The sequence below is a fragment of the Xanthomonas indica genome (assembly GCF_040529045.1).
GTDB lineage: Bacteria > Pseudomonadota > Gammaproteobacteria > Xanthomonadales > Xanthomonadaceae > Xanthomonas_A > Xanthomonas_A indica.
Genome location: NZ_CP131914.1, coordinates 208572 through 220652, shown reverse-complemented (window position 1 = coordinate 220652; position 12081 = coordinate 208572). Strand labels below are relative to the sequence as shown.

10 protein-coding genes are annotated in these 12081 nt (G+C 70.0%); 3 read left to right on the top strand and 7 right to left on the bottom strand.

All coding sequences use genetic code 11. The annotated features are described in order from the left end of the window. Positions 1-5: 5 nt before the first annotated feature. On the bottom strand, positions 6-917 hold the full coding sequence (locus Q7W82_RS00915; RefSeq protein ID WP_242161520.1) for a LysR substrate-binding domain-containing protein: 912 nt from the start codon (positions 915-917) through the stop codon (positions 6-8). 103 nt (positions 918-1020) lie between these two features. Here Q7W82_RS00915 and Q7W82_RS00910 point away from each other — a divergent pair, with 103 nt between their 5' ends. The 3 genes from Q7W82_RS00910 to Q7W82_RS00900 are packed head-to-tail and all read left to right on the top strand — an operon-like array spanning position 1021 to position 2311. After that, positions 1021-1371 carry a carboxymuconolactone decarboxylase family protein gene (locus tag Q7W82_RS00910; protein WP_242161521.1) on the top strand — a complete coding sequence of 117 codons (351 nt, stop codon included), beginning with the start codon at positions 1021-1023 and terminating at the stop codon, positions 1369-1371. Further along, positions 1371-1769 carry a tautomerase family protein gene (locus Q7W82_RS00905; protein WP_242161523.1) on the top strand — a complete coding sequence of 133 codons (399 nt, stop codon included), beginning with the start codon at positions 1371-1373 and terminating at the stop codon, positions 1767-1769. The genes Q7W82_RS00910 and Q7W82_RS00905 overlap by 1 nt, the downstream gene beginning before the upstream one ends. Further along, complete coding sequence (locus tag Q7W82_RS00900) at positions 1766-2311, top strand: DUF4865 family protein (RefSeq protein ID WP_242161525.1); 546 nt, start codon at positions 1766-1768, stop codon at positions 2309-2311. Before Q7W82_RS00905 ends, Q7W82_RS00900 begins: the two co-directional genes overlap by 4 nt. A gap of 18 nt (positions 2312-2329) precedes the next feature. Here Q7W82_RS00900 and Q7W82_RS00895 read toward each other — a convergent pair whose 3' ends face one another. From Q7W82_RS00895 to argS, 6 genes are all read right to left on the bottom strand, one after another. Beyond that, positions 2330-3337, bottom strand: a complete 1008-nt coding sequence (locus Q7W82_RS00895; protein ID WP_242161527.1) for a pyridoxamine 5'-phosphate oxidase family protein — start codon at positions 3335-3337, stop codon at positions 2330-2332. A 256-nt stretch (positions 3338-3593) separates the two neighbouring features. Continuing rightward, positions 3594-5648 (bottom strand): TonB-dependent receptor, encoded by a 2055-nt coding sequence (locus Q7W82_RS00890; protein WP_242161528.1) that lies wholly within the window; start codon positions 5646-5648, stop codon positions 3594-3596. 303 nt (positions 5649-5951) lie between these two features. Next, complete coding sequence (locus Q7W82_RS00885) at positions 5952-8003, bottom strand: TonB-dependent receptor (RefSeq protein WP_242161530.1); 2052 nt, start codon at positions 8001-8003, stop codon at positions 5952-5954. A 248-nt stretch (positions 8004-8251) separates the two neighbouring features. After that, a complete protein-coding gene (locus Q7W82_RS00880) occupies positions 8252-9007 on the bottom strand; it encodes an SDR family NAD(P)-dependent oxidoreductase (protein ID WP_160946710.1) in 756 nt (251 codons plus the stop codon). Positions 9008-9386: 379 nt separating this feature from the next. Beyond that, entirely contained in the window at positions 9387-10241 is an 855-nt protein-coding gene (locus Q7W82_RS00875; protein ID WP_242161532.1) for an SPOR domain-containing protein, read from the bottom strand. A 15-nt stretch (positions 10242-10256) separates the two neighbouring features. Then, positions 10257-11945, bottom strand: coding sequence for an arginine--tRNA ligase (gene argS / locus Q7W82_RS00870; RefSeq protein ID WP_242161533.1), 1689 nt, complete (start codon positions 11943-11945; stop codon positions 10257-10259). Positions 11946-12081 lie beyond the last annotated feature (136 nt).

The following is a 12081-nucleotide window of genomic DNA, read 5'->3' as shown; positions in this document are numbered from 1 at the left end:
CGTCCTCATCCGCGCTCGGCCAGCGCGGCATGCGCCGCCTGCAGGCGCTGTTGCAGGATCTCCGCCAGCCGTGCCACTGCCGGCGGCGGCGTGGCGACTGCGCGATGCAGGTTCAGTCCCAGCGCCGGCAGCGTCGGCAGGCCGCCGGCGCCGGGCGGGAGCAGCGCCAATCCGGCCGGCACGCCGGCCGGCGTGCGCAGGGTGATGCCCAATCCGGCGCGCACGGCCGCCCACACGCCGCCGAGGCTGGCGCTGGTGAAGGCGATACGCCACGGGATGCCGGCGCGGTCCAGGGCGGTGGTCGCGGCCGTGCGCAGCAGGCAGGGCGCTTCCAGCATCACCAGTGGCAGCGGCGCCTCGCCGCTCCAGGTGGCCGTCGTGGGCATGTCGCTGCGGTCGGCGGCGGCGATCCAGCGCAGCGGCCACGCCGCTTGCGCCTGCCGGTGCGCCGAGGCCGCGCCGGAGTCCCAGGCCAGGGCCAGGTCGAGTTGCCCGGCCTCCACCCGCGCCAGCAGTTCCTGGTGGCGGGCGATGCGCGCTTCGATCCGCACCTGCGGGTGGGCACGGGCGAAACGCCCCAGCACGTCTGGCAGCATGTGCTCGCCGAAGTCCTCCTGCAGCCCCAGGCGCACCCAGCCTTGCAGCGCCGTGTCCTGCAGCGCCACCACCGCCTCGTCGTTGAGTTCGAGCAGGCGCCGCGCGTAGCCCAGCAAGGCTTCGCCGGCCTCGGTCAGGGCCAGGCCGCGGCCCTGGCGGCGCAGCACCGCCTGCCCGGCCTGCTCCTCCAGCTTCTTCAGCTGCGCGCTGATCGCCGAGGTGGAACGCCCGCGGCGGTCGGCCGCCTTGGCGAAGCTGCCCAGCTCCACGCCGGCGACGAAGCTGCGCAGCGCGTCGAGGTCGAAGGTGGTGGGGCGCATCAGTCGATCCTGGTTTTCCGGATGGTCGTTTCGATATTTTCCGATTTTTCGGAAGATCCTGCGCGACTAGGCTGTGCCCGTTCCCCACTGCGAGGCCAGCCCGATGTCCGACCCATCCACGCCGTTTCCCTCCCCGCAGGCCGCGTTCGGCGACATCGCACCGGCCTTTGCCCGCCTGACCGACGAGGTGCTGTTCGCCGAGGTGTGGCAGCGCCCGGGCCTGTCGCCGCGCGAACGCAGCCTGGTCACGGTGGCCGCGCTGGTTGCGCTGTATCGGCTGGAGCAACTGCCGTTTCACCTGGGGCGCGCGCTGGACCACGGCCTGGACCGCGAGGCGCTGGCCGAAGCCATCACCCACCTGGCCTTCTACGCCGGCTGGCCGTGCGCGGCGTCGGCGCTGCCGTTGCTGCGTGCCGCCGTCGCGGCGCGGCCGGCCACGACGGAGGCGCGCTGATGCCGTACGCCCGCATCTCGCTGCTGCGCGGCAACCCGCCCGAATACCTGCGCGCGCTGTCGGCCAGCCTCTACCAGGCCATGCACGAGGCGTTCGAGGTGCCGGCCGGCGACTGCTTCCAGGTCATCCACCAGCACGACCCGGACGAACTGGTATTCGATCGCCACTACCTGGGCGGGCCGCGCTCGGATGGCTTCGTACTGATCGCCATCACCGCCGGCCGCCAACGCAGCGCCGCCTGCAAGCAGGCGTTCTACCGGCGCCTGGTCGAGCTGCTGGCGATCGCGCCGGGGATCGCGCCGGAGGACGTGATGGTCACCATCGTCACCACCGACGCGCAGGACTGGTCCTTCGGCGGCGGCCGTGCCGGCATCGCGGCCAGCGGAGCGCCGGCATGATCGCCATGCAGTACAGCATCGCCTTGCCGGCGGACTACGACATGGCCATCATCCGCCGCCGCATCGCCGACAAGGGGCCGTTGCTCGACACCCTGCCCGGGCTGCAGTTCAAGGCCTACCTGGTCGCCGATCGCGCCGACCCGCTCCTGCCAGGCGGGCAGAACCTGTACGCGCCGTTCTACCTGTGGCGCGATGCGGCGGCGATGCACGCGTTCCTCGTCGGCCCCGCCTTCGCCGCGCTATGCGAGGCGTTCGGCCGACCGGCGGTGCAGTCGTGGATGGTCGGGACGGCGTCGACGTCGCTGGCGCTGCGCACGGCGCGCTATGCCACCCGCGCGCTTCAGGCACCGGTGGGCAGCGACTCCGACGACGTGCATGCGCCTGACGCACGCGTGCTGGCCATGGTGCGCGGCTATGAACCGCAGGGATGGACGCGGCTGCGTTTCCAGCTGTGGCGCGATCTGCCGCCGGCGGACGACGAGGCGCAGCGCTATGCCGTACATCACCTCAGCGTCCCCGGCGTGCTCGACGCAGCCGGGTGAGCCAGCGGCGTCGCGCGCTCAGTACATGTTCTTCTTGTAGTCGGCCTGCAGCCCCTTGCGGACCACGCCGGGCACCGAGACCGCCGCGCGCATCAGCGTAGCCTGGGCGCCGCGCGCGCCGCTGAGCCGGACGTGGTCGCGGAAGATCGCCGGCGGGTCCAGGTCGTGCGCGATGGCGGCGGGCGGCCAGGCGTCGAAGCGGCCCAGCGCGGGGCTGCGCGTCTCTTCGAGGAGCGCCGGCAGCACCCGCACCGCCAGATGCGGAATGCGTCCATCGACGGCGAGCGCGCTGCGGATCGCCGCATCGGGGCTGGGGCGGGCCAGCCCTTCGATGCGGACGCAGCGCGCGCTGCCCGGGCGCAGTGCGAGCAGGGCGATCTGCGGCCGCGCCAGCAGATTGCCCAGGCTGTCGACGCGCCGATTGCCCGGCCGGTCGGCAAACCACCAGGCGTCGCGATGCGCCTGCAGCAAGGCCCCGGCGCGATCGCCGCGCGGACTGACATCGACGCGGCCCTCGGCATCGGCGGTGGCCAGCACCAGCAGCCGGCAGTTGGCGAGAAATCCCTCCACCGTTTCCGGTGGCGTGGCGTCGGTCGGTGTCTCGGCACGCCACCAGTCGGCACGGAGCAGGGCCTTGGCACAGTGCAGATAGCACTCCTCGACGGCGATGAACAGGCACGTGCCGTCGTCGCCGGCGATGCGGCCATTGATCCGCAGGGTCTCGCCCAAACCGGGCACCAGGAACAGCGACCCGAAGCCGGCGCCGACCTGCGGATGCGCCGTGTCCAGCGCCTGCAGCGGGATCGACAGCAGGTGCGGGGTGTCGGCGCGCGCGAAGCCGGGCGCGCCACTGCCTGCGCTCAAGGCCAGGCGCTGGCCGGCGACGCCGGCGAACAGCAGTGGACTGGCGGCCAGCCAGCGCAGCGCGTGCGCGTCCAGATGGTCGATCACCTTCATGTCGCGCGGGCCGGGCAGGCGGCCCACGCAGTCCTGCAGCTGCGCTGCGTCGGTGACGAAGTCGGTCATCGCGGCGTCTCCGGGAAGCGGAACACCACGCGGTCGAGCGGAGCGGGAGAGAGCATCGCAAAGCACTCCTGTGAACGAGCGGGAGGCTTGCGCGAAGGCTGGCGACGTCTGGAAACGTACCACAGCGCGGCTGACGCCGCGTCCAGCGACCGTACGTCCTTGGCCAGGCAAAACCGCGACAGGGCACCTCCCATCTCCCCGGGAACGTGTCCTGTAGGCGCAGCACGCCGTGGCGGATGCAGGTGATGGAGGCGCGCTACAGCCGCAGTTCGAACCCGAGATAGGCCGAGCGCCCGGGCGCCGGCGAGAACATCGGCTGGTTGTTGCCACCCCAGAAGAAGCTGTCGTACCAGACGTAGGCGTAGCGGGTGTCGGTGAGATTCTTGACCTGCAGGTCGAGGCTGACGCGCGGGCTGAGCTGGTAGCGCACGCTGGCGTCGACCACGCGGAAACCGCCGTACTTGCCCTGCGTGTTGCGCTCGTCGATGTAATAGTCGCCCTGTGCGCGCGCCTGCACGCCGATCGTCCAGCGCGCATCGGGTCGGTAATCGACGCCGGCGTTGCTGATGTAGCGTGGCACCGAGAACACTTCAAGCCCGCGCAGGGATTCGCCCGAGGCGTTGCAGGCGCTGACCACCTTGGCCTCCTGCAGCGCCTGCGACAGCCACAGCGTCCAGTGCTCGCCCAGTTGCGTGCTCAGTTGCAGGTCCACGCCCTGGCGCCGGGTCTGGCCCAGGCCCACCGTGGTGCCGGAGCTGACGTTGTTGGCGACCTCGTCGGTGGCGTCCTGCCGCCATACCGCCACGCGTGCCTCGGTGCCTGCCGCCGGCTGCAGCTTCAGGCCCAGCTCCTTGCCGGTGTTGATCGACGGCCGCACGCCGGGCTGGCCGGGCGTCAGGTAGGCCGGCGCGGTGGAGCCGGTGAGGATCTGGAAGGTGCGGCCCCAGTTGGCGTACACGCTCAGCTGCGGGGTCAACGCATAGATCACGCTGAGCTTGGGCTGGTCGATCCAGCCATAGCGCTGCAGCGGTGCGTGCACGCCGCCGGGCAGCGTGGTGTCGCCGGAGAAGCGGTCGACGCGGAACGCCGGCACGATCTTCAGCGCGGCGGTCGGCCGCAGCACCGCCTGCAGGTACAGGCCGAGGTTGTCGAGCGTGTAGCGGTCGTCGTTCTGCACGCGCGCCGGTGCACTCCAGAAATCGGTGGGCACCGCGTAGGCGTAGCGATCGCGGCGATAGCGGTTGTCCTGGTGCTCGGCGTTGAGGCCGGCTTCCATGCTCAGCAGGTCGCTGGCCTGCCAGGTGACGGTGCTGAGCAGGCCGGTCTGGGCTTCGTCCCATTGCCGGCGCTGCCGCGGTGCGTTGCCGACCGGATAACTGGTAAAGGTGACCCGGCGTTCTTCGTCGTAGCGATTGACGTACAGCGTGTTGCGCAACTGCAGGCCCTCGCCGAGCTTCAGGTCTGCATGCACGCTGGCCTGGCGCAGGGTGCGCTCGCCGCCGTCGTTGGCATTCTGCGGCGGCGACTGCTCGCGGTCCTCTGCCAGTTGCGCGGCGGTGAGGAAGCCGGGCGCATCGGCGGCGAGATGATAGGCGCGGGCGATCAGGCCGATGCGCGCGGTGTCGTCGTCCTCGCCGTAGAACCACTTGCCGCCGAGGGTGTACTTGCGCGCGCTGTCGTGCGCGCGTTCGCCCTGCGTGGCCTGCGCGCCGACGAAATAGTTCTGTGCCAGGCCACCGGCCTCGTGGCCGACGGCATACTGCAACTCGCGCGTGGCGAAGCTGCCGTGGCTCAGCCGCAGGTCCTGGTAGTCGCCGCCCTGGCGCGTGGCGATGTTGAGGTTGCCGCCGATGTTGTGCAGGCCGTAGCGCGGGTCGTTGGTGCCGCGCACCACTTCGATGTAGGCGATCTCCAGCGGGAAGATCATGTCGGTGAAGCGCTGGTTGCCGCTGTTGGCATCGCTCGGCACGCCATCGATCAGGATCTTGATGCCGTTGAGGTAGCCCTCGCCATTGAAGGCGCGGAAAGTGGCCTTGCCGGTCTCGGCGCCCTGGCGGATCTCGGTGAGCTGCACGCCGGGCATCATGCCCAGCAATTCCCAGCCGTTCATGACCTGCTTGTCGCCGATCTGCTCGCTGCCGAGCACGTCGACCGAGCTGAGGATGTTGCGGGTGGACAGCGAGGCGGCGGTCTCGCGCCGCGCCTCCACGGTGCCCAGGGTGGTGGTGGTCTCGGAGGTCAGGGTCTGCGCGCCGGCGTGGCCGGCGGCAAGCCCGGCCAGGACGGCCAGGGCAAGGGAATCGATCTTCATGGGCCTGCAAGCAAGTGGGGACAGCGGAGGGCTGGCGGCAACGGCGAGGTTGCGGGGCTTGCTTGTTCGGGACGCTGGGCGTCCGTCGCTCCGTGAAGGCAATGTTAAACGATGTGGCGGGGGAAGTGCGGCCGTCCGCCAGCCGCGACGACGACAGGGCCTCCGGTCACGACGGGAAGCGCCTTGTAGGAGCGGCTTCAGCCGCGACGTGGTGATCCTGGTGAACCCGGCGCGGCAGACGCCGCTCCCACAAGGCAACCCGCCTCCGGCGTGGAGTAGCGGAAGCAGGTCGTTGGCGTTGCCCTACAGCCGCACTTCGACGCTCAGGTAGGCCGAGCGTCCTGGCGCCGGCGAGAACATCGGCTGGTCGTTGCCGCCCCAGAAGAAGTTGTCGTACCACACGTAGGCATAGCGGGCGTCGGTGAGGTTCTTGACCTGCAGGCCGAGGCTGCTGCGCGAGGTGAGCTGGTAGCGCACGCTGGCGTCGACCACGCGGAAACCGCCGTACTTGCCCTGCGCATTGCGCTCGTCGATGTAGTAGTCGCCCTGCGCGCGCGCCTGCACGCCGAATGTCCAACGCGCGTCGGGCCGGTAGTCGAGGCCGGCGTTGCTGATGTAGCGCGGCGTGGAGAACACCTCGCGTCCGCGCAGCGATTCGCCGGTGGCGGTGTAGGCGCTGACCACCTTGGCTTCCTGCACCGCATGCGAGAGCCACGCGGTCCAGTGCTCGCCCAATTGCGTGCTCAGTTGCAGGTCCACGCCTTGCCGGCGGGTCTGGCCGAGCCCGACCGTGGTGCCGGTGCTGGGCATGTTGGCCACTTCGTCGGTGGCGTCCTGGCGCCACACCGCCACGCGCGCCTCGGTGCCGGCCACCTGCTGCAGTTTCAGGCCCAGTTCCTTGCCGGTATTGATCGAGGGCCGGAACGCCGGCTGGCCCGGGGTGAGATAGGCCGGCGCGGTGGAGCCGGTGAGGATCTGGAAGGTGCGTCCCCAGTTCGCATACACGCTCAGCTGCGGCGTCAGCGCGTAGATCACGCTGAGCTTGGGTTGGTCGATCCAGCCGTAGCGTTGCAGCGGCGCATGGATGCCGCCGGGCAGCGCGGTCTCGCCGGAGAAACGGTCGGCGCGGAACGCCGGCACGATCTTCAGCGCGTCGGTCGGCTGCAGCACCGCCTGCAGGTACAGACCGAGGTTGTCCAGGCTGTAGCGATCGTCGTTCTGCACCCGTGCCGGCGTGCGGTCGAAATCGGTCGGCACGCTGTAGGCATAGCGCGCGCGCCGATAGCGGTTGTCCTGGTGCTCGGCGTTGAAGCCGGCTTCCACGCTCAGCAGATCGCTGGCCTGCCAGGCGACGGTGCTGAGCAGGCCGGTCTGGGTTTCGTCCCATTGCCGGCGCTGCCGCGGTGCGTTGCCGACCGGGTAGCTGGTGAAGGTGACGCGGCGGTCGTCCTCATAGCGATTGAAGTACAACGTGTTGCGCAGTTGCAGGCCGTCGCCGAGCTTGAAGTCGGCGTGCACGCTGGCCTGGCGCATGTCGCGGTCGTCGCCGTCGTTGGCGTTCTTCGGCGGCGATTGCGCGCGGTCCTCGGCCAGTTGCGCGGCGGTGAGGAAGCCCGGTTCGTCAGCCTCGTGGTGGTAGATCCGGGCGATCAGGCCGATGCGCGCGGCATCGTCGTCTTCGCCGTAGAACCATTTGCCGCCGAGCGTGTACTTGCGCGAGGTGTCGTGCTGCCGATAGCCGTGCGCGGCCTGCGCGCCGACGAAGTAGTTCTGCGCCAGGCCATCGGCCTCATGGCCGGCGGCGTACTGCAGCTCGCGCGTGGCGAAGCTGCCGCCGCTCAATCGCAGGTCCTGGTAGTTGCCGCCCTGGCGCGTGGCGATGTTGAAATTGCCGCCGATGTTGTGCAGGCCGTAGCGCGGATCGTTGGTGCCGCGGACCACTTCGATGTAGGCGATCTCCAGCGGAAAGATCATGTCGATGAAGCGCTGGTTGCCGCTGTTGACGTTGCTCGGCACGCCGTCGATCAGCACCTTGATGCCGTTGAGATAGCCCTCGCCATTGAAGGCGCGGAAGGTGACCTTGCCGGATTCGGCGCCCTGCCGGGTTTCGGTGAGCTGCATGCCGGGCATCTGCCCGAGCAGCTCCCAGCTGTTCATGACGTTCTTGTCGCCGATCTGCTCGCTGCCGAGCACGTCGACCGAGCTGAGGATGTTGCGGGTGGACAGCGAAGCGGCGCTGTGGCGCCGCGCTTCCACGGTGCCGAGCGTGGTGGTGGTGTCGGTCGACGTCTGCGCGGCGCCGTCGCCGGCCGCGAGCCCGGCCAGCACGGCGAGGGCGTGGGTATAGGTCTTCATGGTGTCTGCGGACGAAGGGGAGTGGAGGCTGGCGGCAGCGGCGGGCTGCGGGCGAGCGGATGGTGCGCGGTCCGATCCACGAGCGCGTCACCATTTGCGTGATGTTATATCATTTCGTTAAAAAGATGTCGGAATAGACGAGCGACCGGCATGCCCGGCCGGCCTCTGCCCTGCGACAGCAGGGATGTTTGCGCCGCGAGGGCGTGGGAAAGGGCAGGTGGCGGGGCCGCGCGCGACCCCGCGGCCGCTCAGGCCGGTTGCCGCGCGACCTGGAAGCCGGCGAAGGACTGCGTCACCGGCATGATTTCCAGCCGATTGATGTTCAGATGCGGCGGCAGCGTCGCCACCCAGAAGATCTGCTCGGCGATGTCGTCGGCGGTCATCGGCTGCGCGCCCTGGTAGAGCGTGTCCGAGGCCTTCTGGTCGCCATGGGTGCGGACCAGGGTGAATTCGGTCTCGGCCATGCCCGGTTCGATCGCGGTCACGCGCACGCCGGTGCCGTGCAGGTCCGAGCGCAGGCCCAGCGAGAACTGGCTGACGAAGGCCTTGGTGCCGCCGTAGGTGTTGCCGCCGGGGTAGGGATACAGCGCGGCGACCGAACTGATGTTGATGATCGCGCCACGGCGCTGGATCAGCGTCGGTAGCAGGCGATGGGTCAGCGTCACCAGCGCGGTGATGTTGGTGTCGATCATCGTGCGCCAGTCGTCCAGTTGCGCGGCCTGCGCGGGCGCGGTGCCCTGGGCCAGCCCGGCGTTGTTGACCAGCAGGTCGATGCCGCGGAACGCCTCGGGCAGTGCCGCCAGCATCGCGTCCAGCGCGTCGGTGTCGCGGATGTCGAAGGCGGCGATGTGCACGCGCTCGGCGCCGAAGGCGTCCAGCAGCGGCTGCAGGCGCTCGGCGCGGCGGCCGGTGGCGATCACGCGCCAGCCGGCGTCGACGAAGCGGCGCACGGCGGCGGCGCCGAAACCGGAAGTGGCACCGGTGATCAGGGCAGTCTGGGTCATTGGGGGCCGGGAATCGGGAGGGGGGAATCGGGAATGGTAAAAGCAAATGCGGTGGCAGGGTGTCGACACCGCCCTGCGCTCGCGGAGGATCACCGCATGCGCGCGATCACGGCCGCTACGGCAACCCCCACGCGCGTTCCCGCGCCCGCACGCAACAGGGAACGGGCGAGCACTCGCTCTTCCCATTCCCGATGCCCTAATCCCGATTTCCGGCGCTACCGCGCCTTGCTCGATCGCCGGTAGGTCGCGGACAGTGGACTGCAGCGCGTCACATCAGCGTCGGCGCGTCAATGGCGACGACGCATGCATGCACACAGAGGCGAGAACAGCACGCAGACCGCTTCACCCATTCCCGAATCCCGATTCCCCAATCCCGGCTTCACTGCGCCTTGATCGCGATCGCCGACAGCCCGCTGCCGTTCAACTTCTGCTTGGCCTCGGCCAACTCGCTGGCGGTGCCGTAAGGGCCCATGCGCACGCGGTAGACGGTCTTGCCGCTGATCTGCGCCGATTCCACGCGCGCCGACAGGCCCAGCATCGCCAGCTTGGCCTTGGTCGACTCGGCGTCGCCGGAGGCGCCGAATGAGCCGGCCTGCAGGATGTAGCGCGCGTTGTCGGGCGCGGCGGTTGCCGCTGCCGCTGCCGCGGCCGGTGCGGTGGTCGCGGCCGGCGTGGCCGTGGTCGCCGTCGGCCTGGACGCCGCCGGGGTGGCCGCGGTGCTGGCCGCCACGCTCGGCGTTTCCGGCAGCGGGGTCGGATTGGCCGCGGTTGCCGTCGGCGCGGCCGTGGCCGCCGCCGGCGTGGTGCCGGTCGCGGCGGCAGTCGCACCCGCAGCGGCCTGCGCCTTGGCCTGGCGAGCCGCCTCGGCGCGCGCGCTGGCGGCCAGTTCGGCGTCGGACATCTGCACTTCCTTGCCGGGCAGCAGGGTGTAGAAGTCGTACTGGGTCTGCGCGTCCTTCTTCGCCTCCGGCTTGGTGCTGCCGGCCGCGTTGGCGGCGGGCTTGGGCAGGTCCGGCGCCGCATCGACGTCGGCATCGGCCACCGGTGCCGGTTGCGCATCCGGATTGGCGCGCGGGCCGCCCACGCGCAGGAAGTCGCCATCCTTCTTGAACAGGCCCGGCGCGCCGAGGAACACCACCGCGGCGATCGCCGCGCCGGCGATCAGCCACACCCACCCGGGCGTGCCGTTGCCGGTGTTGCGTCGAGCCTGGGTCTTACCGCGTCGTGCTGCCATTTACCGCTTCTCCACTCACATTTTTTCCGGGGCCGAGACGCCCAGGAGGTTCAGACCGTTCGCCAAGACCTGCTGCGCCGCCACCGCCAGGGTCAGCTTGGCGTTGCGTTCGCCGGCGTCGTCCACCAGCACCGGGGTGCCGTGGTACCAGGTGTGGAAGGCCGTGGCCAGTTCGCGCAGGTACTGCGCGATCAGATGCGGCTCCAGCGCATGCCCCGCATTCTCCACCACTTCCGGGTAGCGCGAGAGTTCCTGCATCAATTCCAGCGAGGTCGTGTCGTTCAGCCGGTTCAGTTGCGCCTGGCCGTCGGCCTGGTCGTAGTCCAGCTTCTTCTCCTGCGCCTGGCGCAGCAGGCTGCACACGCGGGCATGCGCGTACTGCACGTAGAACACCGGGTTGTCGTTGCTCTGCTGGCGCGCCAGGTCGATGTCGAAGGTGAGCTGGGAATCGGGCTTGCGCGCGATCAGGAACCAGCGGGTGGCGTCGCGGCCGGCCTCCTCGATCAGGTCGCGCAGGGTCAGGTAGCTGCCGGCGCGCTTGGACAGTTTCACTTCCTCGCCGCCGCGCATCACCGTGACCATCTGGTGCAGCACGTATTCCGGCCAGCCCTTGGGGATGCCCAGGTCCATCGCCTGCAGGCCGGCGCGCACTCGCGCCAGCGAGCCGTGGTGGTCGGCGCCCAGCTCGGTGATGGCGCGCACGTAGCCGCGCTGCCACTTGCTCAGGTGGTAGGCCACGTCCGGCACGAAATAGGTGTAGCTGCCGTCGGACTTGCGCATCACCCGGTCCTTGTCGTCGCCGAAATCGGTGGATTTCAGCCACAGCGCGCCGCCGTCCTCGTAGGTGTGGCCGGAGGCGATCAGCTTCTGCACCGCCTCCTCGACCTTGCCGTCGCGGTACAGCGAGCTTTCCAGGAAGTAGATGTCGAAATCCACGCCGAACGCGGCCAGGTCGTGGTTCTGCTCGTTGCGCAGATAGGCCACGGCGAAGCGGCGGATCGCGTCCAGATCCTGCGGATCCCTGGCGCCGGTGACCACGTGGCCTTCCAGGTCCACCGCGGCGCCGGCCAGGTAGGCGTCGGCCACGTCCTGGATGTAGTCGCCACGGTAGCCTTCCTCCGGCCAGTCCGGGCTGTCCGGGGTCTTGCCCTGGGCGCGCGCCTGCACCGAGCGGGCCAGGTTCTCGATCTGGTTGCCGCCGTCGTTGTAGTAGAACTCGCGCTTGGCGTTCCAGCCGTTGGCCTCGAGCAGGCGCGCCAGGCAGTCGCCGATGGCCGCGGCGCGGCCGTGGCCGACGTGCAGCGGGCCGGTCGGATTGGCCGAGACGTACTCCACGCCCACGGTGCGGCCGTTGCCGACCAGGCTGTGGCCATAGTCCTCGCCCTGCTTGAGCACCGTCAGCACCTCGCGCTGGTAGGCGCCGGGGCCGAGGTGGAAATTGATGAAGCCCGGGCCGGCGATCTCGACCTTGCTGACATCGTCGTTGGCCGGCAGCGCGTCCACCAGTTGCTGGGCCAGGGCGCGCGGATTGGTGCGCGCGGCCTTGGCCAGCAGCATTGCCGCGTTGGTGGCGAAGTCGCCGTGCTCGCGGGTCTTGGGCCGCTCGACCACGAAGTCCGGCGGCAGGGTGTCGGCCGGCAGGGTGCCATTGGCGCGCAAGGCTTCGATGCCTTGACCGATCAGGGCGCGGAGTTGGGATTTCACGAGATCTCTGCTTGAAGCGCGGAACCGGCGATTTTACCCGACCCGCCGCCTCCCGGCCCGTCCCGGGTTCAGCCCGACCTCAGCCGTGACGCGGCCGCAGGCCCGCGCCGGCCAGACCGCTGCGCGGCGGCATGGC

Coding starts and splice junctions, on each gene's coding strand:
- Q7W82_RS00915 (WP_242161520.1), bottom strand. CDS start 917: ATGCGCCCCACCACCTTCGACCTCGACGCGCTGCGCAGCTTCGTCGCC.
- Q7W82_RS00910 (WP_242161521.1), top strand. CDS start 1,021: ATGTCCGACCCATCCACGCCGTTTCCCTCCCCGCAGGCCGCGTTCGGC.
- Q7W82_RS00905 (WP_242161523.1), top strand. CDS start 1,371: ATGCCGTACGCCCGCATCTCGCTGCTGCGCGGCAACCCGCCCGAATAC.
- Q7W82_RS00900 (WP_242161525.1), top strand. CDS start 1,766: ATGATCGCCATGCAGTACAGCATCGCCTTGCCGGCGGACTACGACATG.
- Q7W82_RS00895 (WP_242161527.1), bottom strand. CDS start 3,337: ATGACCGACTTCGTCACCGACGCAGCGCAGCTGCAGGACTGCGTGGGC.
- Q7W82_RS00890 (WP_242161528.1), bottom strand. CDS start 5,648: ATGAAGATCGATTCCCTTGCCCTGGCCGTCCTGGCCGGGCTTGCCGCC.
- Q7W82_RS00885 (WP_242161530.1), bottom strand. CDS start 8,003: ATGAAGACCTATACCCACGCCCTCGCCGTGCTGGCCGGGCTCGCGGCC.
- Q7W82_RS00880 (WP_160946710.1), bottom strand. CDS start 9,007: ATGACCCAGACTGCCCTGATCACCGGTGCCACTTCCGGTTTCGGCGCC.
- Q7W82_RS00875 (WP_242161532.1), bottom strand. CDS start 10,241: ATGGCAGCACGACGCGGTAAGACCCAGGCTCGACGCAACACCGGCAAC.